Here is a 24,391-nt window from a genome sequence, read left to right on the forward strand (position 1 = left end):
ATTGTAAAGAATAGCCAAGCATCATTAAAGGGAGAAACACAGGGAGAAACACAATGACCAGCGATAGGATTCGGGAGGAAATCAGTCAAAAAAAATGAAACAAAACCAACCATCCACGGACTTGAGTAGGGGTGGGTTCTCACAGGGTCAATGTTTGGCGATCGGTCTGCTGACTGGTATCGTTTTGTCCGTTATGGCATCGGTGGTGGTCTGGCAGAGTGAACGGGATGAGTGGCAACGTCAATATGAAACTGGGACAAAAAAAGTGGCGATCGCTTTGCAAAAGGCTATTAATACTGATTTGAAAGTCTTTGATGAGATTAAAGCTTTTTATGTCGCCTCTGAAGCGGTTGAAGAAACAGAATTTCAGCTTTTTGTCCAAAATTCCATGCCCCAACATCCTTCCGTGGATATGGTCGCCTGGATTCCCTCTTTCCCGGCAACTCAGTCCCCTCAAACTTTGAATCCAGTAAACCCAGATGGCGATTCGCTTTTCCGTTTTCCTGGGAATCACTCAGCCGCTACTCAGGGGGGCGATCGCCAGCCATGCCTACCCATTAGATATCTAGCTTCTAAAACTCAGAATTTAATGTGGGCTTTGATTTTGCTCAGGCAAGCAGATTGCTCTATTTTCAGGAAGCAAAAGATACGGAGGAAATAATTTTATTTAGTCCGATGAAGGCGATCGCTGGGGCAGACAAATTTATCGCCGACCAACCCTTAAAAATTTGGGCAATTTCAGCCATTTATCAAAATTAATTAAATTATTTTACCGTTTAATTTAGTCGTCAAACTTAATTTTTTTTCTGATTGTGACCTTTAATTTCAACCATATTTAAGAGCGAATTAGCCAAAATAAAAAACCAGATACATACCAAAAAATACGATAATTAAATTGGTAAAATTGCTGAAACAATATACAGCAAATGAGCCTGATTTTTGGCAAATACATTCAGCCAAAAAATCATCACATATTTTTGAAAATATTATATTTTTGAACTTTTGAACATATTTTAGCAATTTATCAAGCTACTACTGGACAGTGGTTAAAAACCATCACTCATAACCAAGATTTAAATCTGCTCAAATTGCTTTGTCCAGAAACCAATAATTGTCTGAAATATCTGCAAATTGGCAATCAAAAATGGTCGGTGCAGTTTTTACCCACCGCCGCCTATCTTAACCACCAACTCAGGTCAAAAGTATGGCTTACTTTACTCTTCTGCCTGACCATTAGTGGGCGTGTGAGTGCCGACTTGCCTGGATTTTTATCCCGCTATCGCCACCGGCAAAAGTCTCAAATACTGTTTGGACAAATGCAGCAATAATTGATGGAATTACGGCAGCAAAACAATGATTTACAAATTTTACTAGAAACAATAATAAACAATAGTGAACATGATTTACAATAAAATTTAACAAGACAGGATAAGGCTTATCAAGAAATGGAAATACCCAACCTATAACTCATAACAATTAACTCTGAAGTCATCTTGTTAGGGAAAATGATTAATTTGCTTCAGGCTTGTTTCACGCAACAAGACCATAAAAACACAATTTAATTTATGCTCTGAATTTAGGCGCCAGCTTTTTCCCCAGCAATCTGGGGCAATTTATCTAATTTTTGAGTCAAAAAATATGGTAAATTTATTAGTAAATCGAAAAAAATACACCAATTAAGTTTGTTTTTAACATCCATTATTGCTGGTCTTTACGCAGTGGGCGATCGCATTTGACCGCGACCACAAAGATTTACCATGTCAACATTATGATTCGAGTTATACGGAAGAATCTCTCTGTATTCCTTTGAAGGCTCAAGGGGAAACTTTTGGAATCCTGGATTTAACAACAAATTCATCCTCAAATAAATTAACGGAAGCCAAGCAAAAACTCGCTTTGGCTGTAGCGGAACATACTGGGTTAGCTTTAGCCAATTTAAAACTCCGAGAAACTCTCCGACTCCCAAGTATTCGCGATGCCCTCACTGGGTTATATAATCGTCGTTATTTAGAAGAATATTTAGCCACATAAACTCATCGATGTCAACGCTCTGGAAAATCTTTTGCGGTGGTGATGATCGATGTGGATCATTTTAAAAAGTTTAATGATACTTTTGGGCACAAAACTGGGAATATGGTACTGCAAAAATTGGGCATATTTTTGCAATAAAGTGTGCGAAATTTCGATGTGGCTTGCCGTTATGAGGGAGAAGAGTTAACCCTCTGATTTTACCGGAAGTCTCTTTAGAGGAGACGCAAAAAATTGCGGAGAAAATTCGCCTGGGAGTGAAGCAGTTGAATCTGAAATCTCATCATCAGTCTGTGGGGGCAATTACTATTTCTTTAGGAGTGGCGATTTTCCCTCAAGATGGTTGGACGAGCGATCAACTTCTGGAATCGGCGGATCAAGCACTTTATCGAGCGAATAAAGAAGGGCGCGATCGCGTGGTGACTGCCTCTGAACCAGAGAAAAGTCCGCCCCTGTTGAAAGTTTTATCTTGAATTGGCTGTTGGTTGGTTGTTGTTGGTTGGTTGTTGTTGGTTGGTTGTTGTTGGTTGGTTGTTGTTGGTTGTTGGTTGGTTGGGGAAAATCGTAGGGGCGAATGGCCATTCGCCCGTACAAAAGAAATATCCCTCTTCACTACACCCTACACCCTACACCCTACACGACGGCGGCTTCCCCCTACACCCTGCACCCTACACCCTACACCCCTTTCTCCGTTACAATTGTTAACGTTTTCCTCGACTTTTTATCTATGCTTGACCGTACTGAACGCGCTGGTTTTGATGCCGATTTGAATGCTGTGGCAACTCTGGATGGCCAATCTTTAGCGGAGGCGATTAATCCAGTTAATGACCAACCGACGAATAATCGGATTAAGATTCGGGGGGCGAGGCAGCATAATCTGAAAAATATCGATTTAGAATTGCCCCGCGATCGCCTGATTGTGTTTACTGGGGTGTCCGGTTCCGGCAAGTCTTCTCTGGCTTTTGATACGATTTTTGCGGAGGGACAACGGCGTTATGTGGAGTCTCTGAGCGCTTATGCCCGTCAATTTTTGGGCCAATTGGATAAACCAGATGTGGAGTCGATTTCGGGACTGTCTCCAGCGATTTCTATTGACCAAAAGTCAACTTCTAATAACCCTCGGTCTACGGTGGGGACGGTGACAGAAATTTATGATTATTTGCGATTATTATTTGGACGGGCTGGATCACCCCACTGTCCCCACTGCGATCGCTCCATTGCCCCGCAAACTATTGATGAAATGTGCGATCGCATGATGCAACTAAGCGATCGGACTAAATTTCAAATTCTTGCCCCAGTAGTACGCGGCAAAAAAGGCACTCACAAAAAACTCTTATCCAGCATTGCTTCTCAAGGATTTGTCCGGGTGCGGATTAATGGAGAAATTTGCGAATTAACCGATGCGGTTGAACTGGATAAAAATCAAAAACATACCATTGAAATCGTCGTTGACCGACTGATTAAAAAACCGGGCATTGAAGAACGGTTAACGGATTCTTTATCGACGGCTTTACATCATGGGGAAGGATTGGCTTTAGTCGTAATTGAGGAACAGCCAGATTTACTCTTTTCGGAAAATTTTGCCTGTCCGGAACATGGGGCAGTGATGGAAGAACTTTCACCGCGATTATTCTCTTTTAATGCTCCCTATGGGGCTTGTCCTGACTGTCATGGTTTGGGCTATTTTCGCCGGTTTTCCCCAGATTTAATTATCCCAGATCCCGATGCTCCAGTGCATAGTGCGATCGCGGATGCGTTGCGGAGCAATATCGCGCCTTTGTCTGACAAAGACAATCCTTATTACTTGTCCTTACTTTATAGTGTTGGCCAAGCATTAGGGTTTGAATTAGACAATGCTTGGAACCAGTTGAACGCTGAACAGCAAAAAGTGATTTTATTTGGCAGCGATGAACCAATTTTAATCAAACAAAAGCGCGAAAGCTATGAGCATCAATATATCGGAGTATTGGCTATGCTTGACCGCTATTATGAGAACAGCGCCAGCGAACTGCAAAAACAAAAACTGGAACAATATCGCATCGATCAACCCTGTGCAACTTGCCAAGGACAGCGCCTCAAACCAGAAGCGTTATCAGTCCGAGTTGGACAGTATCGGATTAATCAAATTACCAGTGTTTCTATTCGCGAAGCCTTAACCCGAATTAATCAGTTAGAATTGAGCGATCGCCAAGCAAAAATTGCCGAATTAGTTCTCCGAGAAATTCGCGCCCGCTTGCAATTTTTACTCGATGTTGGCTTAGACTACCTCACCCTCGACCGTTCAGCCATGACCCTTTCTGGGGGAGAAGCCCAGCGAATTCGTCTCGCGACCCAAATTGGTGCCGGATTAACCGGAGTGCTTTATGTATTAGATGAACCCAGCATCGGACTACATCAACGAGACAACGGACGACTGTTAAAAACCTTAACCAAATTACGCAATTTGGGCAATACTTTAATTGTCGTTGAACATGACGAAGAAACCATTAGAAGCGCCGATCATTTGGTGGATATTGGCCCAGGGGCAGGACTACATGGCGGAGAAATTGTCGTCCAAGGAACCTTAACGGAACTATTAAATAGTCAGCGTTCTTTGACCGGGGCTTATTTATCGGGAAAAATGGCCATTGACACCCCGGCAAACCGACGGGAAGGCAACGGCAAATCTCTTTATGTGAAAAACGCCAAACAAAATAATCTCAAAAATCTAGATATTGAGATTCCTTTAGGCAAACTTGTTTGTATTACTGGGGTGTCCGGTTCGGGGAAATCTACCCTGGTTAATGAGTTATTATATCCGGCGTTGGAACATTATTTAACTCGGAAAGTCTCTCTACCCAAAGATATCGATCGCCTAGAAACGGTGCAAAAGCTATCCCCGAAAAAAAATCAGGTGATTGACCTCAAAGAAGCGATCGATAAAGTGATTATTATTGACCAATCACCTATTGGCCGAACTCCTCGGTCAAACCCGGCAACTTATACGGGAGTTTTTGATATTATTCGGGGTTTATTTGCGGAAACCATTGAAGCCAAAGCCAGGGGATATCAACCGGGAAGATTTTCTTTTAATGTGAAAGGAGGACGCTGTGAAGCTTGTAGCGGTCAAGGGGTTAATGTGATTTCCATGAACTTTTTGCCCGATGTTTATGTGCAATGTGAAATTTGCAAAGGGGCGCGATATAACCGAGAAACTTTGCAAGTGAAATATAAGGATAAATCCATTGCCGAAGTGTTAAATATGACCGTGGAAGAAGCTTGTTCAATGTTTACAAATATTCCCCGCGCCGCCACTCGGCTGAAAACCTTAGTGGATGTAGGATTAGGATATATTACCCTGGGACAACCAGCGCCAACTCTTTCCGGTGGTGAAGCCCAACGGGTAAAGTTAGCCACGGAATTATCCCGTCGGGCCACAGGAAAAACCCTTTATTTAATTGATGAACCGACCACCGGCTTATCTTTTTATGATGTGCATCAGTTGTTGAATGTGTTACAACGGTTAGTAGATAAAGGCAATTCAATTTTAGTGATTGAACATAATTTAGACGTGATTCGTTGTGCAGACTGGGTGATTGATTTAGGCCCTGAAGGAGGCGATCGCGGTGGGGAAATTGTCGCCGTAGGCACCCCCGAACAAGTGTCAGAAAATTCTCACTCTTATACTGGGCAATATTTAAAACAAGTCTTACAACAACATCCGCCCAAACCATAACTTTTGACTCTAAAAATCCCCCCTTTTTTAAGGCAATGCCCTGAGCTTGTCGAAAGGGGGGTTGGGGGGATCGACGCCGGTATTTTCCCAGAATCGTCTATTGGTTATGCGTGATTGGTTAAGGGCGCAAGCATTGCGCCCCTACATGAAATAACGATTTTTATTACAACCAATAACCAACAACCAACAACTAACAACCAACAACCCAAAAAAATATGAAACTACATTTTTTAGCCAAACTTTCAGCAATTCTTTTTTTAGTAGGCAGTGGTGTAATTTTTCTGCCCATTGCTGATAGTTTTTTCTGTCCTCGGTTGGTATTCAGTCGAGAAATCAACGACTTTGGTGACGAGGGCAGTGATGGGAGTAATGGTCGCAGTGGTGCAGATGGTCGCAATGGTGAAAATCGCACGATTTTTGTGGATGGTTCCGAATTATATCTAAACCTATCTGGGGAAGATGGGGAGGATGGGGATGATGGGGAAGATGGGGATGATGCCCGGTCTTGTCGCCAACCGAACCGGGCCGATCGCGACCAAGAAGGGGCTGATGGTGGGGACGGAGGTGACGGGGGACGAGGTGGCAATGGCGGCAATGGCGGGGCTTTGACGGTGTATTACACCAACCTTGAAGACCTGAAAAAAATCTATGTACTCGCTGACGGAGGCAGTGGTGGCAGTGGGGGAGAACGGGGATATGGTGGCGATGGTTGCGAATGTCGCGATCGCCGCTGGAATGAAGAAGTTTGTACCGGGACTCCGGGAAATCCCGACTACCGTTGTGAAACCCGTTCTTTTGTTTGTAGCGATGGCGATGATGGGGATGATGGCAGTTCTGGGAGTTCTGGGAGTGATGGCAAATTGGGCACTTTAAGGCTAATTCAAGGGACCGAACTTTTGCCCCAGGAACAACCGGCGATCGCCCGTTCTTTAGCGGAATTTAGCAATCAAACCTTTGTCTTATCTAAACATATCTGGGAAAGGCGCCGTGGGGCAAAGAATTTATTAGGCAGTAACTCAATTATTGCCGATGAATATCGTCAGTTTATCAAACGCATTGAAAAGCAGGTACAACTGGTCTGGAATGCGGAGCGATCGCCCAGAAATTTTGCCAACACCAGAGTCACATTTCAGCTAAAAGATGACCAAACCGTAGAAATGTCTGTTCCCGAAGAACTTTGGCTACAAACCAGCCAAATTGAAACCGATAACCAGACTCAATTCGTCATTTCTCAGGCAATTTTAGCCAGTGAAGCCACCCAACTTAGGCTAGTGGATATCGCCAACAATGGCAAAAATTTGCAACTAACCTTAATTGACGTAGCCAGACAATCACATATTTTAGACACGGAATTAGAAATAGTCTATCAAACCACTCCTGCTGCCCCAAGAGGACGATTTGATGATAATTATACCACCCGCTATCAAGGCAAAATACCCCCTGAATTAGTCTCATTTACTTCAGATCGCTTTACCGTCAATATCGGTCAATTACCCATTGCCGAACAATATTTACGCAGCGGCTTAAATATCAAAATTGAATTACGGATTATTCGCTTTTTAGGTGAACGGTCAGCGGAACAAAAAATCGAATGGCGCGGGGCAATTAGAAGGTAAAAAATTGGCCTGGGGCAGAGAAACGAGATATGAGAAACCGGGTTTCTTGGTTGCTTATCAAAGGTGGAAGAAGCGATCGCATCTTGGGGATATGAGAAACCGGGTTTCTTTTCGGAATTCACCAAAAATTTCGGCAAGAAACATGAGAAACCCGGTTTCTTGTTTGGGCGATCGCATCTTGGGGCATGAGAAACCGGGTTTCTTCTCGGAATTCACCAAAAATTTGGGCAAGAAACATAAGAAACCCGGTTTCTTGGTTGCTTCACCTCATCGGATAAGCTATAATTACTATAAGTGTTTGGATTTTGATATGGAAACAAGTTTAAATCTTGAATATATTACTAACCAAGATGGAGAAATAAGCGCTGTAGTGATTCCAATTGATCTATGGCGAAAAATTATACCTAATCAAGAGGTTTCTACCGAGCAACTTGCGGACGCGATAGAAGATTATTGCATGAACAAAGCAATGGATGAAGCAGTTAACACTCCTTTGTTAGATCGTTCTGAAGCTTTAGCGTATCTTGAGGAATAATTATCGTGGAAGTTCAATACCGTCAAGCTTTCCTAAAAGACTTGAAACAAGAGTTACCCTTCATACCAAAGCATCTACGATTTAGCATTTACCACTCTACCATCAATCAACACATTACAGGACATTTCTGACATTAAAGCAATGAAAGGTTACGCAGGGCGTTATCGGATTCGCATCGGCGATTATCGGATTGGCATAGAAGTTAATGAAAATGTTATAGAAATAATGCGAGTGCTCCATCGTCGGGAATTTTATCGTTATTTTCCCTAGCAGAAGTCAGAAAACCCGTTTCTTTGTTGGTTATGAAAGATGGAAATGAGCGATCGCATCTTGGGGCATGAGAAACCGGGTTTCTTCTCGGAATTACCCAAAAATTTCGGCAATAAACATGAGAAACCCGGTTTCTTGGTTGAGCGATAAAAGGAAAGAGGGGCGCGATCGCTTTTTGCAATGAGCGATCGCTGCTAAACTATTAGCGTCGATTATTCTGTCACGCGATAAACATTAATCTTGTTTTTATAATCGCTCTATTAATCACGATACTTGTATTTATTTGGTTGTTAAAATAACAATGAATTCAGCCGCGCAGATACTTGCTAATCTCACGGGGAAAACCCGATTGGAAGCAGTAAACATCCTAGCAGCCCAAGGGTTTCAATTCAAAAGTCAGACAATAGGTGGATACGAAAACTTCGAGCATCCTGATGGTAGTATAATTCATATTAGGCCAACCGGAGAAATTGTCAGAACGGGGCAAAAGATTCGCGGGACAAACGGAAAATATTACCGTCGCCGATATAATCAATATGGAGAGCAAATAAAATTTATCCCAGGCGACAACACTCACAATACTGGAGAAAACTTAAGTTTATGACGGCAACGATTACCCAAAACCTAACAACTTTTTTAGAAGATTTAAAAAGCGCTGATTTAGTTGGTATATCTTTACTGCCCAACTATCTCGGATTACGTCTTGATTTTACTTTTGGGCCAGAATTTGGTGATGCGGCGATCGAACTCGATCGCCTGGTTCACCTGGTGCTTTCTCAACCCATCAATCCAGGTGATGAAAATTGCTGCTTTTGGGTGGGAGAAGTAGAACTGAGAAAACTTGAGTCAGGTTTCGGGAGTCAAATATTATCTGATTTATCCTATTCTTTCAAAAATAACAACGAAAACCTTCAGGCAAGTTCAGATTCATTGATTTATTTTCGCTTGCAGGGAGATATCTACATTGAGGTTGTTTGCGGCAGTTATAAAATATTTCAAGAATTTCTCAAGTAAAGGGAATTGGGTGGTAAGCGATCGCATCTTGGGGATATGAGAAACCGGGTTTCTTCTCGGAATTAACCAAAAATTTGGGCAAGAAACATCAGAAACCCGGTTTCTTGGTTGGGCGATAAAATGAAAGAGGGTCGCGATCGCTACAGCGTCCAATCTTCAATTTTTAGTCCAGGAACCTGACCAAAATCTCGTTGATTCCTGGTGACAACAGTAGCACCAATAGATAAAGCGATCGCCGCAATTCGCATATCTTTTTGCAGGCGATTTTTACGCAAAGGAGGATGATATTTTAAAAGTTGCTTGAGACAATTATCCGCCTCTGGTGTAAAATTTAAGACCTCAATAGATTGGAGATATTGTACAGTTGTCCAAAGTTTTGAATAAAGTTCCGGGAGGTTATGCACCTGGGATGGATCGTTAATCCTGCCAACCCAGCCATTAAAAAGTTCTTGAACCGTGATAATTGTGATGGCAAACTGATGCTGTCCTGCCTTAGCAGTCAGTTGAGGATGATTGTAGAGAATCAGTGAAATACAATCAGTATCCAAAATATATTGACACACCCTTAGCCACCTCTACAGATAATAGGAAGGATCGACTTCCGAATCATCGTCTGAGTTTCTTTCAGCATGAATTGATTCTATAATGGCCGCAAAATCAGCATCGTCTTTAAAGACCCCAGCAAATTTTATCCAAGTAGGTTCTTTTTCTGGAATCGGCACATTCCATGAAATCGCTTCTATGTTTTTTAGTCGTTCTAAAAAATTCGCTTGAATTTGTGCGATCGCCTCTTCTCGTGTTGCTGCTTTCACTCGACAGTCGGGAAACTCTCTAATCGATGCCGCAACTTGCCCAGATGTTACGGGTTCTATCAGTAACGTGACTTTGAGGTTGCTTAATGGATGGGACTGCGATAAGTCTAATTTCATCATCTTAAGTTCAATTTTGACAAGAGTAATTTCATTTTAGCGCAGACATTGAAGCGATCGCGCTTTTCCTGGGACATGAGAAACCGGGTTTCTTCTCGGAATTCACCACAAATTTGGGCAAGACACATGAGAAACCCGGTTTCTTGGTTGAGCGATCGCATCTTGGGATATGAGAAACCGGGTTTCTTCTCGGAATCCGCCAAAAATTTCGGCAGAAAACATAAGAAACCCGGTTTCTTGGTTGGTTATGAAAGTTTGAGGGAGCGATCGCTATAGCTACTTCAATTAAGATTAGTACAATTATGTAGGAGCGTAAGCATTGCGCCAATGATGTTTTGTCTCAGGCACAATTGAAATAGCTATATATATTGAAAATGGGCGTTTTCTTTAAAAAAAGCTGATTATGCTTACTATTTTACTGTATTACGCTTGTTTTCAATATTACTCTTCAAAATATTTGATTTATTGTACACATTCCTTCTAGACTCTTTTCCCTTAATTCATTTTTGAAGTGTGCAATTATTTCATAAATTTTATTCATAATAACCTCGCGATTATTCTCCATATTATCTGTCACCAAATATGCCCACTCTTCTTCGAGCAAATCTTCTACAAAATTCGAGTATCCTGGGTGAGAGCCATTGTGAAAAGTGACGGGAAGATAGAGTCTATTTGGTGGAGCGTTTTCGTCAAATCCAAATTTTATTGCTTCTACGACTAATTTACTTTTTTTGCAAACACCGATAGGAATTATATGATGGCTTTGATAATCATTTATGGTTTTAGTTCCTTTACGTTTGATACTCTCTAAAATTTTAAGTTCTTCACTACTAAATTTGTCTCTGTTTGATTTAACAAGCATTAAAATAATCATTAACTGGTCAAGGGTGATATTTAAGGTAATTCCTTTTCTAGCTAAATGTTTTTTGAGACTTAATGTTTCTGATGAGGGCTGCCACGTAGCATAGTAGCTTCCTGGCTGAAGATTAAAATATTTAACCAAAGGAGAATCTGGGGGAATCCGAAAATCATTAACATCAAAAAAACGAATACCTGACATTAGCGTATCTCCACTCCAAGAAAAATCAAAATGAGCAGGATGAGTTCTTCTAACTCATCCTCTTCAAACATATCTCGCAGCCGTTGGTCGTATTTCGATCTATCAAACTGCCGAAGTTTACGCACAACATCTTTTTGCTTAGGATTCAACTTATTTTGTTGATCCATTTGTTCTAATTGTTCTAAATCTTTTTCAAAATCTTTAAGAAGGTCTTCAACCTTCATATTGTTTAACTCACGACGAATAGTATCTTTTGATGGTCTTCCTGACGGTTTTGGCAGATCGGGAAGCTTGACTCCCGGAGCCCCAATCAGTAAGCCAATCAACCCAATAAAAAAGCCAAACATTAACCATGATACAGTAATCCAGATCACGAATGGAAATAAGTACCAATACCATCCAGGATAATAAGGTTCTTCTCCACGAGTTGAACTGAACACTATTCCAATTACACCAAACAAACAAATTAGGATTGGGAAAGCAACAAATAAACCCAATAAAGAATCTGTTAAATTTGTTCCTGAAGCGGCTCCGCCTGGAATCCCTGCTATAAATATAATCAAACCCAAGGCTAAAGTTAGACTAATCCAGCTTGTAAGAACTCTGACTGAGAATTTACAGCGATCGTCTAAAGGAATAGGAATGATCCAACTAGGAATTTTTTCCATTGTTATCACTTCGTTTTAATAAAAATAATCTCAGGTAGCGGTTTGAGTATTTAGTTGAAATTCCTGTAAGATTATTCACAAAAAATACAGTTGATATTTTCTCATTATTTATTAGATAAAAAAGCTTTGTCAACAACAAAAATGTTTTATTTTGCCGCCAATTTGTCCGCCAGTTCACTCAAATTTATCTAACTTTGTACGAAAATGTACGAAAATGTACGAAAATGTTGGCAAATGTGCGCTAGAATACAAAAAAGTCTGTCATATTCTTGATCTGATGAATATTAAAGAAATGTTAAAATTGGCCGATAACATAGTCTTTACCCAAACGGGTCAGCACCTTGACGATTTGCAAGCCGCGATATTGCAAGGGACGCTGCAACGTGAGACTTATAAGGAAATCGCTAAAAACTTTGATTTTTCTGAAAGTAGGATTAGGGAAGTAGGAGCGGAATTATGGCAAATACTTTCAGAGGAGTTGGGGGAAGACGTTAATAAGTCCAATTTTCGATCAACAATGGGCAGGCTGATATTTTCAAATATATCAAAAGAAGTTGGAGCAGTCGGTAGTTTTGAAAAAGATGTTGTAGCAATTGGTAGTTTTAACATTTGTGGACAAAGTATAAAACCACCAGATATCCCAAATTCACCACAACCAAATCATCCAGAAAAATCTAACTCAAAACCATCTCAAACCCCACATCAAGACTTAAGCGAAATGCCAGAGTTAGGGGCTTTTTACAGTCGCACTTCTGAACTGAAAACCCTGAAAACCTGGATTTTACAACAACGTTGTCACCTGGCGACAATTACGGGTATCAGCGGCATTGGCAAAACTACTTTAGCGGTGCAACTGGTTCACCAAATCAAAGATGAATTTGAATATGTTTTATGGTACAGCTTAGAACTATCCCCGACCTTTGCTGAATTTCAAGATAACTTAATTCAGTTTTTCTCCCAGTCAGAACAACTAGATACCCCTCTCAATTACCCTCTGAATAACGGCAAAAGCTTATCCCTGATTAAGTATTTACAAAAATATCGCTGCTTAGTGGTCTTAGATGACTTTCACCACCTTTTCAGCAGCGGTGAATTCGCCGGAAAATATCAACCCGGTTATGAAGAATATCGCTCATTTTTTAAACAAATCGAACAACTGTCCCATCAAAGTTGCTTATTGTTAATCGGTTGGGAACCCGCAGTGGCACTCCCGAAAGTCCCTCAGCCAAAAAATGCTATTTTTTCCTTACAACTCACTGGCTTAGATATTGCGGGTACACAAGACATCCTGAGAGATTACGGATTACCAGAAATCGAAAACTACTCCGCCCTAATTTCCCATTATCAGGGCAATCCCTTATGGTTACAAAGTGTCGCCCTACAGATTCAAGAGTTGGGGGAATCCGTCACCGATTTATTGCCCGATAATACTATCTTATTGCCGGAAGATTTAAAAGAGATATTAGATCAACAATTTAATCGCCTATCGACAATCGAAAAACAAGCGTTATTTTTGCTGGCAAAGGAAAAAGAAGCAGTTAATTTGGCAAGTTTGTTGGAAAAGTCCACCTTAGAAGGGTTAGATTTATTGAATGCCCTGCAATCTCTATTGCGACGTTGTTTAATTGAAAAAATAGATAATTTTTATACTTTGTCCCCGGTGTTCAGGCAGTATATAACCTAAAAATTTGGTTTATAGGAGAAACAGGTTTTTTCGGTATTTAAATCCTAATCAGCCAAATTAATCCTATGCTTATAGCACCCCCGTCCCCCGTCCCCCGTCTGCACGGGGGCAGGCTGCATGGGGGCAGGCTTCGCGCTGGCGTTGCTACAAATACTCAAATACTGCATCTACAGCCTTATGGAGATTAAAATCATACTGGCAGACGTTGCTCTTTTTTGATAGCGTTCTTGATTTTTTGCCACCCATGCTCAATTGGATTTAAGTCAGGAGAATATTGGGGAACGGGGTTCGGAGGAGAGGGGAGAGACAAGAGAGAAGAGAGAGTTTTCCTCTTTCATAATTCACCTCTTTCATTAGCATCCTGTTGTCTGTAGCAGTAGTTGCCTGTTGCCTGTTCCCTTTGGTAAAAATAATAATTCACAACCCGCATTCTCAATTAATTCTCTGATTCTTTTTCCTTGATGAAACCGGGCATTATCCATGCCGGATGACTTGACCTTTTTTGAGATTGGGTAATAACTTTTTTCTAGCCTTTGTCTCAATTACCTGAGATGTAATCTTCAGTACCATTGGTGCCAAAAACTCTTTTTGACATAAAGCCCCAATTATGATCTACCGCTGACCGCTTACCGGGCTTTTTGCTATAATATCTTGAGCCTTTTTCATCCCATCCATATTCATAACCTTCATTCCGCATCAATTCCGCTTTCATCCATGTAAATCAATTGTTCTGGTTCTTCGCGATTTTTTCCAGAAATGCCTTTCTCTCTAATTCATCTCTTTCTTGATAACCATAAGTTTTTTTCCGCGTATATCCCAATTTTTTTAGTCCCCTACTAATTGTATGGTGACTGACTCCTCCCCACGGGCTAATTATTTTTGGGTTTTATCTTCCTGGATCATCGATAAACTTTTTAAATTTATCCCAGTCTGTAATTTTTGAGGGGTGGGGCGGTGGCAGGGCGCCAGCCGAAGCGCCCCTAATCGGTTGCGTTGACCCAGTTAATTCCCACTGTTTTTTCCATCGATAGTCCAACGGCTAATCGATAACACCAGAATACTTGACTGACTGAGTAGCCTTGTTCTAATAAATTTAAGGCTCTAATTCGTAAATCTTGAATCTTGACTTAATGGTGTTGCCATTTTTTCGCTTGACTTCGTTTCTTTATGTTACTGGATGTGATTGATACACTTGATGTCCTGAAGGCTTGTATGTCACTATACCATCGCGAATATAATTGTCATTTTAAGTAGTATTAATTTCAGCGCGATCGTTGTCAATGATTTTAATTTCATCCACACCTAAGTAAAGCTCATAAAAAAGCTCATAAAAAAACACTTAGATTCAAATAGATTCAAAAGCCACTGCGGTCTTGGGGCTTGTCACGCCAGTTGCTCTAGCGCCTACGGAGACCCCAAGTCTGTCCCCATGCAGCCTGCCCCCGTGAAGACGGGGGGCGGCGAACCGGACTGGCTCCTGAGTTTATCGAAGGGTCTCCGTAGGCGCTAGAGCAACTGGCGTACTGACAAAGTGTTATTTTTCTGTTTATTTTTATATTTCTTTTTATGTTTCTTTTTCTGTGCCTCTGTGGTGAATCTATGAAGAAACCCGGTTTCTTCAAGAAACCGGGTTTCTAAGTTTCTAATTCATTACATCTTCGTGCCACATTCGGGGCAGAAATTATTAGTCGAAACGTTTTTCGCGCCGCAATTAGTGCAATAAACTAATTCCGCCGCTTTTTCCCAGGATTTATTTTCTGGTAAACCGAGCATTTGAGCATTGCTCTTCCCAGGGGCAACCATTGGATAGCAGTTTTCATCTTTTGTCACTTGGACATCAATCACCACCGGGCCATTGTGGGCTAACATATCCGCGATCGCCTGCTTCATTTCCTCGCGGGTTTTCACCACAACGCCTTTAATCCCATAAGCTTGACAAAGTAGGGGAATATCCGGCATTCCGGCTTCCATATTAGAAGCCACATAACGCTCACCATAGAAGGTCTGCTGCCATTGCCGCACCATTCCTTGCCAGCCATTATTTAAAATGACGGTTTTCACATTGATGCCGTAATGCTTCAGAGTGCCCAACTCCTGAAGATTCATTTGGAAACTGGCATCCCCACTAATACAGATCGTTTCCTCTTCCGGTAAGGCAACTTTGGCGCCCATTGCCGCTGGTACACCATAGCCCATTGTCCCCAAACCAGCACTGGAAATCCATTTGCGCGGGCCAAATTTCAAGAATTGCGCCGCCCACATTTGGTGCTGACCCACGTCCGTGGTGTAATAAGCGTTGGGCGCTTGTTTGCCCAATTCCACCACCACCTCTTGAGGGGAAATGCCGTCTTCCGGATGGGGAACCACTAAGGGATAATCTTGACGCCAGCGATCGATCCGATCCAACCATGCCTTAGTCCGGGATGGATCCACGGGATCGCCGGTTTCCCGACAACGACGGAGTAAATCAATCAGCACTTGCCGCACGTCGCCCACAATGGGTACTTCTGGGGCGCGGTTTTTGCCCACTTCTGCCGGGTCAATATCAATATGAATTACTTTAGCGCGAGAGGCAAACTCATCCAATTTGCCGGTTACGCGGTCATCAAACCGCGCCCCGATCGCAATTAATAGGTCGCATTCGCTGACGGCAAAGTTAGCATAAGCCGTCCCGTGCATCCCCAGCATATTCAGGGACAGGGGATGATGTTCGTCAAAAGCCCCTAAACCCATTAAAGTAGTAGTGACCGGGATGTGGAAATGTTCGGCGAGTTCTTGAATTTCCGCATGGGCTCCAGAGGCGATCGCGCCCCCACCCACATACATCAAAGGCTGCTTACTCTTGCGAATCAGTTGCAATGCTTGATTAATTTGCCGGGGGTTGCCCTTCACCGTGGGACGATACCCAGGCAACTTAACGCTACCCGGTTCCACGGGCACATAGTCAAATTCTTCTAAACCCACATCTTTGGGCACATCAATCAACACCGGCCCAGGTCTGCCACTGCTGGCAACATGGAAAGCCTCCGCCACAATTCGGGCCATATCCCGGGGGTCGCGCACCACATAAGAATGCTTGACAATCGGTAGGGTAATCCCGTATATATCAGTTTCTTGGAAAGCATCAGTGCCAATAGCCGGACGACCCACCTGACCCGTCACGATCACCATTGGGATCGAGTCCATTTGGGCTGTGGCAATGCCGGTGACTAAATTAGTCGCCCCAGGGCCGGAAGTGGCAAAACAAACCCCCACTTTCCCGGTGGCACGAGCATAGCCATCCGCTGCGTGAGAAGCCCCTTGTTCGTGCCGGACTAGGATATGTTGGATGCCTCCAGCGGCTTCGGCTCGATATAATTCATCATAAATTGGTAAAATTGCGCCACCGGGATAACCAAAAATATGTTGGACACCGTGACGTCTTAAGCTATCAATCAGGGCATAAGCGCCAGTTTGACGACTGGGCACCCCGATGTTGGTATAATGGGACGCGGTTTGCGTTGTGATTGGAGATTGGCTTTGGGATAGCACTCCGATTACCTCTTTTCAGTAACTTGGGCTACTCTTTTAATCATGCCTTAATCAGAAAAAATTTTTTGTTTTATTTTCAGATATTTTCAGAATTTAAAGATTCTTAATTTTGATGCTGAGTCTTGGTGGCGCTGATGGTTGCGTTGCCGGTGTAGGGTGTGGGGCCGCCATCGGTGTAGGGTGTAGGGTGTGGGGTGTGGGGCCGCCATCGGCCGCCATCGGGAAGAGAGGGAAGAGAGGGAAGAGAGGGAAGAGAGGGAAGTGTGGGAAGAGAGGAGCAGAGGAGCAGAAGAGCAGAGGAGCAGAGGATAATTGATAATTAATAATTATCAATTGTTAATTGTCAATTGTTAATTTTTTCCCCCCGCTCCTCTGCTCCCCCGCAATTTTGCCCACCGGACATATCTAGCCCATCAACAGGGGTTAACGACAGAAGCGGAAAACTTACCCAATCTTACCCAAACTTACTCAAATCGTCAGAAATTTCCTGATCGTTGAGCAAGATTTTTAGAAACTGAATGGTCAATGTGGTCATTAGTTGTGGTAAGATTGGATCTGGTTCAGCGCGTCGGAATTATGACTCCATGTTATTAGGGTTTAAAACACAACTTAAATTGAATCAAACCCAACGGCAACAACTTGCTCGCCATGCAGGAGTCGCACGTCATGCATACAATTGGGGTCATGGTTTGTGTTTAGGGATTTTATCTCATAATACTCATTGTAGCCCCGAAGAAAAAATCAAATTTCCTACAGCCATTGACTTACATAAATGGTTAAATAAGCTGGTAAAACCAGAAAGTCCCTGGTACTATGAAGTTTCCAAATGTGCTCCTCAGTACGCTTTACGACATCTTGCCCAAGGGTGGCAAGATTGCTTTAAAAAAAAGAAAGCTCGACCAAAATTTAAGAAAAAAGGCAGACAGGACAGCTTTACCTTGGATGGGACAATTAAAATCTTATCATCAAATAAACTGAAAGTACCAGTTATCGGCTGTCTAAAAACTTATGAAAAGCTGCCGGTCGTTCCCGACCCCAAAAATGAAGGAGAGAGAAGAGAGGAGAGAGGAGAGAGAATATTTTTCATGGTTCACCTCTTTACTCTTTACTCTTTCATGGTTCACCTCTTTCATGGTTCACCTCTTTCCTCTTTTCTCTAGATGTTCCCGTTGCCCCCACAGATAAAATAGTCGATGTGGTTGGGATAGATTTGGGGATCAAAGCCCTGGCTACCCTATCAACCGGAGCCAGCATAAAAGGAGATGCATCATATAGAAACCAGTCTAAGAAACTGGCACTACTCCAAAGAAAAGTTAGTCGAAAAGTATCGGGGTCAGCCAATCGATATAAAGCTCAAGTAAAAGTCCAGAGACTTCATAGAAAAATCGCTAATCTCAGAAAAGATACGTTACATAAGTTGACATCACAATTATGCAAGAACCACGCAATTAATGTGATAGAAGACCTAAATGTATCAGGGATGTTAGCGAATCATAAATTGGCGAAATCAATCGCCGATATGGGGTTTTATGAGTTGCGGCGACAGATGGAATATAAGAGTGAACTTTATGGGTCACAACTCATAATTGTTGACAGGTTTTATCCTTCTAGTAAAACCTGTTCAAACTGTGGGGCAATTAAAGACTCATTACCGTTGTCAGAAAGAGTATTTTACTGTGAGCATTGTCATTTAAAAATAGACCGAGACTTAAATGCCGCAAGAAATCTCGAAAAAATAGGTCGAGCTACGGCCAAATCTACGCCTGTGGACAATTTGGAGCCGACTCCGTTGGTAGAAGCAGGAAGTAAAACCAACTCAAACGTAGTAAAAATCAAGCTTTCAGACTTGATGAGTAAGTTTGGGTAAGTTTTATCTAGCGGATAATCGAGTTATTCTATCTTGACAATTGCCCTTCCCATGAATGCCTACCAACTGAAATTTTGGCAGCCGGTTAAACCAGATCCAGATATCGCGGCTAAAAATCGCGATTCCCGCAAGGGATCCGCTGCGCGGCATCGCGATACGCATCTTTCCTCATTTGCGGCGGTGGTGAGACAAGACCCGACTTGTCCGCAATTTTATCGCGATCCGCATCATTTTTTTAATGCTACTTATTTGACCGCTGAACTGAAGCAGTTATTTAAAGGGGTACTCGGTGGTTTATGTGGGGAGGGGCAGCGGATTTTTTCCCTAGAAAGATCGGGGGATATTTCTCAGACCTTTCTTGCTTTATATCATCTGGTGAAATATCGCCCAGAACTTCGACAAGTTACCCAATTTTTGACTCTGCCCAATCCTAAGTTAGTCCAGGTTGCGGGTTTAACTAATTTTGACTTAGAGATTAAATCCGGGATGGAAATTAAACCCGGTTTGCGGATTTTTACCCCCTGGGGTTATTTAGCATGGCAACTAGGGGGAAGTTTTGCTTATTCTTTGGTGAAAATTCACGATGAACAACGGGTTGCCCCTAGTCAATATTTGTTGCGGCAATTGCTGGGCGTTCGTCCCACTTTGCTATTGGTTGAGGATTTTCTCGATTATGTGCAAAATGCGATCGCAATTTTGGGAATTGACGATCCATTTATCCCAGAAATTCTGATATTTATGGAAAATCTGATTGCCGTTGTCGAAAAATCACCCTATACGGTTTTAGTTTATTCCTTACCTGCCACTGAAACCAATCTATTAACTGCGGTGAAAAATCTGCTAAATCCCAATTTAATAGTAAATCGTAGGGGCGAAGCATTCGGGCAAGAATCTATGGGCAAAACCCAACAATTTTCGCCCCGAATGCTTCGCCCTCATACTAATAAGATAGCTAAAAACCGACAATTTTCACTCCGAATGGTTCGCCGATGGGAAAAAGCCAGGAAAAATCAAGCAAAATATACATCAGAAACATCAGAAATAAAGGAGAAAAAACAGGCGATCGCTGTTTTCAGCTTAGATGAGCATACCTATTATTATCCTTCAGTTTTACGGTCAAAACCTCGCCAAAAAACCCCAGCAAAAATCTGGAGACTCAAAAGCGATCGCTGCCCAAGAATATGGCTTTCATATTCGCCTGTGAAAAAACGCAATAAGTTTATCATAGAAAATCAGCCATATCTAAATTTTGTTAGCATATTAAGACAATTAAATTATATAAATAAACCGTTGTATCAATTAATAAGTAAGCATTGGGATGGTAAATTATCGGTCTTTATGCCTAAATCCTTTGTCCGAATTTTTCGCCCATACATCAGCGGAATATTGGGAAGCGATCGCTCAAACCGTTCCATAAATAAGCCCCTAGAACGGTGCCATAAACTATCAGAAATTGATGTAGCATTCAAAGAAGTTATCGCGCGATCGCCCCCGAAATATTATCCTTATGGGGTTATCCCTGGGGGTAGAGAAACCGGGACCAAAGCTGTGGATATCAGGAGTTAACTTTGGGATGCAACAAAGAAACCCGGTTTCCGCAACCTTTTGTTTATTACCCAAACATATCCCTGGAGAGGCAAAACACAAGCAGGATATTCCCCCTAACCTCCCTTAAAAAAGGGGGAATCGGATCTTATTTGGAGAGAATTAAAGAAGGTGCGATCGCCTACCTTAAAGTAGATCGTAATCTTCAGGTTCTACATCAGGAACCTTGGTTAAAACTTGTTGAAATTTCTCCCACGAACCCCGTTTAGCTTTGTCCGCTAAATAGTCTTTAGTCAGCCAAGCGGGGACTTGTGCTGATAATGCGATCGCCATTGCGGCATTGAGCGAAAAAAAAGGTGAGCCGAAGCCCACCCTAATTTGTTCTACATTTTTCTACGTTTTTCCTAATCACGAGAAAAATTAGCCCTTAGCCCAATTTTAAACTAATTTAAACTAATTTCAAATTGGGATATTGAGCCAAAATATCATCGGTGGTCAGGGTATCGCCACTGGCTTGAGGTGCCCAGAGAATTTCTATGGCTAATAGGCGATCGCTCGCTAATCCCCCAAACTGACCCAAAGCTTGACGCAAATCGCCACTATCGTTAATCTTGGGTAGTTGTAATTTTCCTTCGGTTGCTAACAGAATGGTGACGACAATATATTCCCCTGGATCGGCGGCAGCCCCATGATTTTCTTCCCCCGGTAAAGCCGCTTGACGCTCCGCTTCTCGGAGTTGATTATTCACATTAGAAAGGGTTTCCCGTTCAACTTTAGAACGTTCCGTCAGGGACAACTGATTAAACTTAGCTTCTGCCGCATTTAACTTAGTTTGTTCTGTGGTAGTAGCGCCATAAACCCAATATTCGGGATGACGTAATAAAGCGAGGCTGACTTCTTGGAGGACTTCAGCCCGACCAGCCTCGGAACCTGTATCGGCACTTTCGGCAATTTGGTTGAGTTCCGTTTGTAAACTACGAGCTCCGGCTAACAGTCCAACTTGTACTTGGGCAATGGATACAGTGGGATTACTGTTATATTCTTCGATCGCTTCTTCCCCGCCATTATTAAAACTGCGGATTAAAAAGTTGGCTACGGCAAAGACAATTAACAGGGTAAACAAACCCCCGCCACCGAACCCAAAGAAGGGAAAAATAAAGGGAAAACCAATCCCCCCGCCATATCCACCCCCGGGATAAGCGCGGGTGGGTGGGGCATAAGTGCGAGTGGGGGCGCGGAAAGAACCGCCGCCAATTCTGCCACCAGTCCTTGCCGCCAAAGCGCTTTGGGCATTGCCAAATACCAGGGCAATGACCAGGGCGATCGCCAAGCAGGATTTGAAAAAGGATTTGATGTTTGATTTTTGATACATAAACCAACTCATTGTTATTCGTTGACGGTTCTTAGTCATCAGTCATCAGTCATCAGTCATCAGTCATAACTAACAACCAACAACCAACAACCAACAACTAAGGACTAAGAAGTCAACGGTCATTGATCTAATGTATCGCTTGTGACAGTAGGCAGGGTAGTCGATTCGGCAAGATACTGCGGGGGTTCTCCGGTCAATCATTGACCAGATATCCGAACCTATATCGGTTTAACCACCGCCGACAATGGTGACAATTTCCAGGCGATCGCCTGTTTGCATTTCGGTCGTCTCCCAAAATTGTCGGTGTAAAATTTCGCCGTTATACTCCACTGCCACCAACCGGGGATTTAACCCAAGTTGTTCCAGGAATGCGGGCAGGGAGGTATGGGGCGGACAAGTTTTCGCTTCACCATTCACTTGCAGAGAAATGGGCATCATTGGACTAGACATGGCACTAGATATAAGGTTGAATCTTGTTTTCGCGATCTCTTAGGTTTTGAATGCGGGTCAATTGAGAAATAAAATATTGACTCAATAACGTAGGTTGTTCGGCTTCCATAAGGGCTCGCACCACGGCGACCCGTTCTGCACCGGCATCAAGCACATCATTCAGGTTATTCATGTCAATGCCGCCAATAGCAAACCAAGGAATTGTGGCATTCTCAGCGGCGTAGCGGACATATTCCAGACCCGCTGCGGTTTTCCCCACTTTGGTGGGAGTTTCATACACCGGGCCAACACCAATATAATCAGCCCCTTCCGCGATCGCCCGTTCCATTTCGTCTGGGTTAGTCGTGGAACGACCCACAATGCGACCAGGGCCTAACAATTGTCGGGCTACGGCGATCGGTAAATCGTCTTGACCCAAATGAACCCCGTCCGCATCCACAGCTACGGCAATATCCACTCGGTCATTGATCAAAAATAACGCACCATAATCATGGCAAATCTCCCGCAGTTTTTTAGCGATCCGGATCCGATCGCTATCGGGTGAATACTTATCACGATACTGCACTAAAGTTAGTCCACCGAGTAAAGCGGCTTCCACAATAGAAAATATCTTTTCTGTTGGGGAAGTGACTAAATAAAGGTGCGATCGCACTAACTTGAGATAGCGCCGATACGCCAGCAAATTAGTTTCCAGGGTATAAACCCGATAACGCATTTGCTTAAAAGTCCCGCCCATCTCTGGGTGATACAGCTTACCGTATTCTTCCAGCACTCTGAGGGCTTCTTGAACTCGACCAAAGTTCACCTGTAACAGTTGCTCAATTCCCTGGCGCTGTTCCTCCCCTGGGTGACTCAAAGTAGTGCCTGGATCTTCTAGGGTATTTCTGGCCGCACGGATATCGGCGCTATGCCATTTGCCAAGTTCCTGACGTAAGTGCTTGCACTCACTAGCCATCTGAACATGGTTCACCCCAAAGCGACACCATTCCTCAATGATTCTCAAGCCTTCACGGGCTCGATCCAAGTTCGCATCTAAAATTCTACAGAGTGCTGATTGCGCCATTAACGGACTGACATTTGGCGATCTATCAAGTTGACTGGTTTGATTAACCATCGGAACCCCCCCATGATTTTGTGATTCTTTTAAGTCAGTGTTTACACTCTCGTCAAAGCCTACATCAATGCCTACATCAATGCTTACATCAATGCCTACATCAGTGGGCGATACAATCTCTGTAGGCCGAGCGATCGCCCCTGTTTGAGATGCTTTAATTATTTTCTCTGGTCAAACGATTATTGCGCTAAAAAAAAATGCAATGTTTTAGCACCAATTCACCAGATTGTAAAGCTTTGTAAAAAAAACTCATTAAAATATCAAAAGGATGAATCTTGGTTGGTGATTTTGAATCATTATTGGGTGCGGCAGTATATCATATTTTTCAAGGTTTTTTTGGTTTTGACTCAAATAAATCAGGATCGTGCTGGGGGATCGGTGTTTCAGACTTATCGGAGGAGGTTATTCAACAGTGTCAGTTTTGTTAACAGATGCTCATGTATGCTAAAGTTTAAGAGATGGCATACATACCACTCAGGAAAGCGGTCGAATTTCTGGGTGTACATCCCAACACTGGAGCGAAAATACGCTGATGAAAAGAAGATCAAAAACATCAAAAACACCGCCTACCAAAAACTCTATGATGTCGAATCATCGGTGCGGGATACAGTTGGAGCTACCACGGCTTGCTACTGCCGAGTTAGTTCAACAAAACAACGATCTCACCTCGACAGACAAGTTGCCTATATGTAATCAATCTATGCAGACGCAGAAATTATCCGAGATATCGGCTTTAGATCGGGGCTTAATTTCAAACGCAAAGGGTTGCTTTGGTTACTGGTCAGACTTATGCGAGGCGATTAGCTCACAGTTATTTTTGCCTGTCGTGACAGATTGTGTCGAAAAGGATTTGAATTATTCGAGTTTATGGCACAACAAAACGGTAGAGGCATCGTGGTTTAAGAAAACTCTGTAAAATGTCCAGAAGCCCAACTCACAGCCGATATTCTCTCCATCCCTCACGTCTTTTATTGTCGGATACACGGATTCAGA

General features: G+C 42.7%; 27 protein-coding genes and 1 pseudogene. 16 read left to right on the forward strand and 12 right to left on the reverse strand.

The features are described from left to right. The first annotated feature begins 94 nt into the window (after positions 1-94). The 12 genes and pseudogenes from AM228_RS09650 to AM228_RS09695 all read left to right on the forward strand — a co-directional run bounded on the left by AM228_RS09650 (position 95) and on the right by AM228_RS09695 (position 9,178). Positions 95-661, forward strand: a complete 567-nt coding sequence (locus AM228_RS09650) for a hypothetical protein (protein WP_054465909.1) — start codon at positions 95-97, stop codon at positions 659-661. Next, positions 622-759 carry a hypothetical protein gene (locus AM228_RS32255; protein ID WP_156331660.1) on the forward strand — a complete coding sequence of 46 codons (138 nt, stop codon included), beginning with the start codon at positions 622-624 and terminating at the stop codon, positions 757-759. Before AM228_RS09650 ends, AM228_RS32255 begins: the two co-directional genes overlap by 40 nt. Before the next feature lie 329 nt (positions 760-1,088). Continuing rightward, the gene (locus AM228_RS09655; RefSeq protein ID WP_054465910.1) at positions 1,089-1,328 is read left to right on the forward strand and encodes a hypothetical protein; all 240 of its coding nucleotides are present in this window, start codon (positions 1,089-1,091) and stop codon (positions 1,326-1,328) included. A gap of 373 nt (positions 1,329-1,701) precedes the next feature. Continuing rightward, the gene (locus AM228_RS09660) at positions 1,702-2,031 is read left to right on the forward strand and encodes a GAF domain-containing protein (RefSeq protein ID WP_054465911.1); all 330 of its coding nucleotides are present in this window, start codon (positions 1,702-1,704) and stop codon (positions 2,029-2,031) included. A 15-nt stretch (positions 2,032-2,046) separates the two neighbouring features. Continuing rightward, positions 2,047-2,169: pseudogene (locus AM228_RS36720) on the forward strand (diguanylate cyclase); the annotation flags it as partial. A gap of 56 nt (positions 2,170-2,225) precedes the next feature. Continuing rightward, the gene (locus tag AM228_RS36120) at positions 2,226-2,501 is read left to right on the forward strand and encodes a GGDEF domain-containing protein (RefSeq protein WP_255353178.1); all 276 of its coding nucleotides are present in this window, start codon (positions 2,226-2,228) and stop codon (positions 2,499-2,501) included. A 254-nt stretch (positions 2,502-2,755) separates the two neighbouring features. Next, entirely contained in the window at positions 2,756-5,743 is a 2,988-nt protein-coding gene (gene uvrA / locus AM228_RS09670; protein WP_082348817.1) for an excinuclease ABC subunit UvrA, read from the forward strand. 215 nt (positions 5,744-5,958) lie between these two features. Next, on the forward strand, positions 5,959-7,359 hold the full coding sequence (locus tag AM228_RS36570; RefSeq protein WP_054465913.1) for a hypothetical protein: 1,401 nt from the start codon (positions 5,959-5,961) through the stop codon (positions 7,357-7,359). A 4-nt stretch (positions 7,360-7,363) separates the two neighbouring features. Continuing rightward, a complete protein-coding gene (locus tag AM228_RS35075) occupies positions 7,364-7,894 on the forward strand; it encodes a hypothetical protein (protein ID WP_231636728.1) in 531 nt (176 codons plus the stop codon). A 141-nt stretch (positions 7,895-8,035) separates the two neighbouring features. Then, positions 8,036-8,164, forward strand: a complete 129-nt coding sequence (locus tag AM228_RS35080; RefSeq protein WP_231636729.1) for a type II toxin-antitoxin system RelE/ParE family toxin — start codon at positions 8,036-8,038, stop codon at positions 8,162-8,164. A 301-nt stretch (positions 8,165-8,465) separates the two neighbouring features. Then, positions 8,466-8,768, forward strand: coding sequence for a PASTA domain-containing protein (locus tag AM228_RS09690; protein WP_054465914.1), 303 nt, complete (start codon positions 8,466-8,468; stop codon positions 8,766-8,768). Then, the gene (locus tag AM228_RS09695; RefSeq protein ID WP_054465915.1) at positions 8,765-9,178 is read left to right on the forward strand and encodes a hypothetical protein; all 414 of its coding nucleotides are present in this window, start codon (positions 8,765-8,767) and stop codon (positions 9,176-9,178) included. Before AM228_RS09690 ends, AM228_RS09695 begins: the two co-directional genes overlap by 4 nt. 140 nt (positions 9,179-9,318) lie before the next feature. Here the strand turns inward: AM228_RS09695 and AM228_RS09700 are convergent, their stop codons facing one another. The 5 genes from AM228_RS09700 to AM228_RS09715 all read right to left on the reverse strand — a co-directional run bounded on the left by AM228_RS09700 (position 9,319) and on the right by AM228_RS09715 (position 11,835). Further along, positions 9,319-9,741 (reverse strand): type II toxin-antitoxin system VapC family toxin, encoded by a 423-nt coding sequence (locus AM228_RS09700; protein ID WP_054465916.1) that lies wholly within the window; start codon positions 9,739-9,741, stop codon positions 9,319-9,321. Between the two features lie 12 nt (positions 9,742-9,753). Further along, a complete protein-coding gene (locus AM228_RS09705) occupies positions 9,754-10,110 on the reverse strand; it encodes a hypothetical protein (protein ID WP_054465917.1) in 357 nt (118 codons plus the stop codon). Further along, positions 10,107-10,310, reverse strand: a complete 204-nt coding sequence (locus tag AM228_RS32260) for a hypothetical protein (protein ID WP_156331662.1) — start codon at positions 10,308-10,310, stop codon at positions 10,107-10,109. The genes AM228_RS09705 and AM228_RS32260 overlap by 4 nt, the downstream gene beginning before the upstream one ends. Before the next feature lie 245 nt (positions 10,311-10,555). Further along, positions 10,556-11,167: an AHH domain-containing protein gene (locus tag AM228_RS09710; protein ID WP_054465918.1), complete on the reverse strand. Its 612-nt coding sequence runs from the start codon at positions 11,165-11,167 to the stop codon at positions 10,556-10,558. After that, positions 11,167-11,835 (reverse strand): hypothetical protein, encoded by a 669-nt coding sequence (locus AM228_RS09715; protein WP_054465919.1) that lies wholly within the window; start codon positions 11,833-11,835, stop codon positions 11,167-11,169. Before AM228_RS09715 ends, AM228_RS09710 begins: the two co-directional genes overlap by 1 nt. A gap of 277 nt (positions 11,836-12,112) precedes the next feature. Between AM228_RS09715 and AM228_RS09720 the strand changes: the two genes are divergently transcribed. Next, entirely contained in the window at positions 12,113-13,519 is a 1,407-nt protein-coding gene (locus tag AM228_RS09720) for an NB-ARC domain-containing protein (RefSeq protein ID WP_197285260.1), read from the forward strand. A 190-nt stretch (positions 13,520-13,709) separates the two neighbouring features. On the opposite strand, the gene AM228_RS36725 is transcribed toward AM228_RS09720, so the two are convergent. The 3 genes from AM228_RS36725 to ilvB all read right to left on the reverse strand — a co-directional run bounded on the left by AM228_RS36725 (position 13,710) and on the right by ilvB (position 16,993). Next, positions 13,710-13,829: a transposase gene (locus AM228_RS36725; RefSeq protein WP_156331663.1), complete on the reverse strand. Its 120-nt coding sequence runs from the start codon at positions 13,827-13,829 to the stop codon at positions 13,710-13,712. Between the two features lie 228 nt (positions 13,830-14,057). Beyond that, positions 14,058-14,231: a hypothetical protein gene (locus AM228_RS34130; protein WP_190880794.1), complete on the reverse strand. Its 174-nt coding sequence runs from the start codon at positions 14,229-14,231 to the stop codon at positions 14,058-14,060. A 938-nt stretch (positions 14,232-15,169) separates the two neighbouring features. After that, the gene (gene ilvB / locus AM228_RS09725; protein ID WP_197285261.1) at positions 15,170-16,993 is read right to left on the reverse strand and encodes a biosynthetic-type acetolactate synthase large subunit; all 1,824 of its coding nucleotides are present in this window, start codon (positions 16,991-16,993) and stop codon (positions 15,170-15,172) included. Between the two features lie 575 nt (positions 16,994-17,568). Here ilvB and AM228_RS35085 point away from each other — a divergent pair. Genes AM228_RS35085 through AM228_RS09740 form a run of 3 tightly spaced genes read left to right on the forward strand, consistent with a single transcriptional unit; the run spans position 17,569 to position 20,483 of the window. Continuing rightward, positions 17,569-18,210: a helix-turn-helix domain-containing protein gene (locus AM228_RS35085; protein ID WP_231636731.1), complete on the forward strand. Its 642-nt coding sequence runs from the start codon at positions 17,569-17,571 to the stop codon at positions 18,208-18,210. 26 nt (positions 18,211-18,236) lie between these two features. Further along, positions 18,237-18,917 carry a transposase gene (locus AM228_RS35090; RefSeq protein WP_231636732.1) on the forward strand — a complete coding sequence of 227 codons (681 nt, stop codon included), beginning with the start codon at positions 18,237-18,239 and terminating at the stop codon, positions 18,915-18,917. 33 nt (positions 18,918-18,950) lie between these two features. Continuing rightward, entirely contained in the window at positions 18,951-20,483 is a 1,533-nt protein-coding gene (locus AM228_RS09740; protein WP_156331665.1) for a DUF499 domain-containing protein, read from the forward strand. A 165-nt stretch (positions 20,484-20,648) separates the two neighbouring features. Here the strand turns inward: AM228_RS09740 and AM228_RS34135 are convergent, their stop codons facing one another. From AM228_RS34135 to AM228_RS09760, 4 genes are all read right to left on the reverse strand, one after another. Further along, complete coding sequence (locus AM228_RS34135; protein WP_190880804.1) at positions 20,649-20,834, reverse strand: hypothetical protein; 186 nt, start codon at positions 20,832-20,834, stop codon at positions 20,649-20,651. Positions 20,835-20,910: 76 nt separating this feature from the next. After that, a complete protein-coding gene (locus tag AM228_RS09750) occupies positions 20,911-21,846 on the reverse strand; it encodes a DUF1517 domain-containing protein (RefSeq protein WP_369817704.1) in 936 nt (311 codons plus the stop codon). 216 nt (positions 21,847-22,062) lie between these two features. Continuing rightward, entirely contained in the window at positions 22,063-22,284 is a 222-nt protein-coding gene (thiS, locus tag AM228_RS09755) for a sulfur carrier protein ThiS (RefSeq protein WP_054465923.1), read from the reverse strand. A gap of 4 nt (positions 22,285-22,288) precedes the next feature. Continuing rightward, positions 22,289-23,398 (reverse strand): thiamine phosphate synthase, encoded by a 1,110-nt coding sequence (locus tag AM228_RS09760; protein WP_054465924.1) that lies wholly within the window; start codon positions 23,396-23,398, stop codon positions 22,289-22,291. Between the last annotated feature and the right edge of the window lie 993 nt (positions 23,399-24,391).

It is taken from the genome of Planktothricoides sp. SR001, assembly GCF_001276715.1.
GTDB classification, from domain to species: Bacteria; Cyanobacteriota; Cyanobacteriia; order Cyanobacteriales; family Laspinemataceae; genus Planktothricoides; species Planktothricoides raciborskii.

What these genes read in the sequence shown, in the direction of transcription:
- AM228_RS09650 (WP_054465909.1), top strand. Translation starts at nt 95, where the DNA reads ATGAAACAAAACCAACCATCCACGGACTTGAGTAGGGGTGGGTTCTCA.
- uvrA (WP_082348817.1), top strand. Translation starts at nt 2,756, where the DNA reads ATGCTTGACCGTACTGAACGCGCTGGTTTTGATGCCGATTTGAATGCT.
- AM228_RS36570 (WP_054465913.1), top strand. Translation starts at nt 5,959, where the DNA reads ATGAAACTACATTTTTTAGCCAAACTTTCAGCAATTCTTTTTTTAGTA.
- AM228_RS35080 (WP_231636729.1), top strand. Translation starts at nt 8,036, where the DNA reads ATGAAAGGTTACGCAGGGCGTTATCGGATTCGCATCGGCGATTATCGG.
- AM228_RS09690 (WP_054465914.1), top strand. Translation starts at nt 8,466, where the DNA reads ATGAATTCAGCCGCGCAGATACTTGCTAATCTCACGGGGAAAACCCGA.
- AM228_RS09695 (WP_054465915.1), top strand. Translation starts at nt 8,765, where the DNA reads ATGACGGCAACGATTACCCAAAACCTAACAACTTTTTTAGAAGATTTA.
- AM228_RS09705 (WP_054465917.1), bottom strand. Translation starts at nt 10,110, where the DNA reads ATGATGAAATTAGACTTATCGCAGTCCCATCCATTAAGCAACCTCAAA.
- AM228_RS09710 (WP_054465918.1), bottom strand. Translation starts at nt 11,167, where the DNA reads ATGTCAGGTATTCGTTTTTTTGATGTTAATGATTTTCGGATTCCCCCA.
- AM228_RS09715 (WP_054465919.1), bottom strand. Translation starts at nt 11,835, where the DNA reads ATGGAAAAAATTCCTAGTTGGATCATTCCTATTCCTTTAGACGATCGC.
- AM228_RS09720 (WP_197285260.1), top strand. Translation starts at nt 12,113, where the DNA reads ATGAATATTAAAGAAATGTTAAAATTGGCCGATAACATAGTCTTTACC.
- AM228_RS34130 (WP_190880794.1), bottom strand. Translation starts at nt 14,231, where the DNA reads ATGAAAGCGGAATTGATGCGGAATGAAGGTTATGAATATGGATGGGAT.
- AM228_RS35085 (WP_231636731.1), top strand. Translation starts at nt 17,569, where the DNA reads ATGGTCAATGTGGTCATTAGTTGTGGTAAGATTGGATCTGGTTCAGCG.
- AM228_RS09750 (WP_369817704.1), bottom strand. Translation starts at nt 21,846, where the DNA reads ATGAGTTGGTTTATGTATCAAAAATCAAACATCAAATCCTTTTTCAAA.
- thiS (WP_054465923.1), bottom strand. Translation starts at nt 22,284, where the DNA reads ATGTCTAGTCCAATGATGCCCATTTCTCTGCAAGTGAATGGTGAAGCG.
- AM228_RS09760 (WP_054465924.1), bottom strand. Translation starts at nt 23,398, where the DNA reads ATGGTTAATCAAACCAGTCAACTTGATAGATCGCCAAATGTCAGTCCG.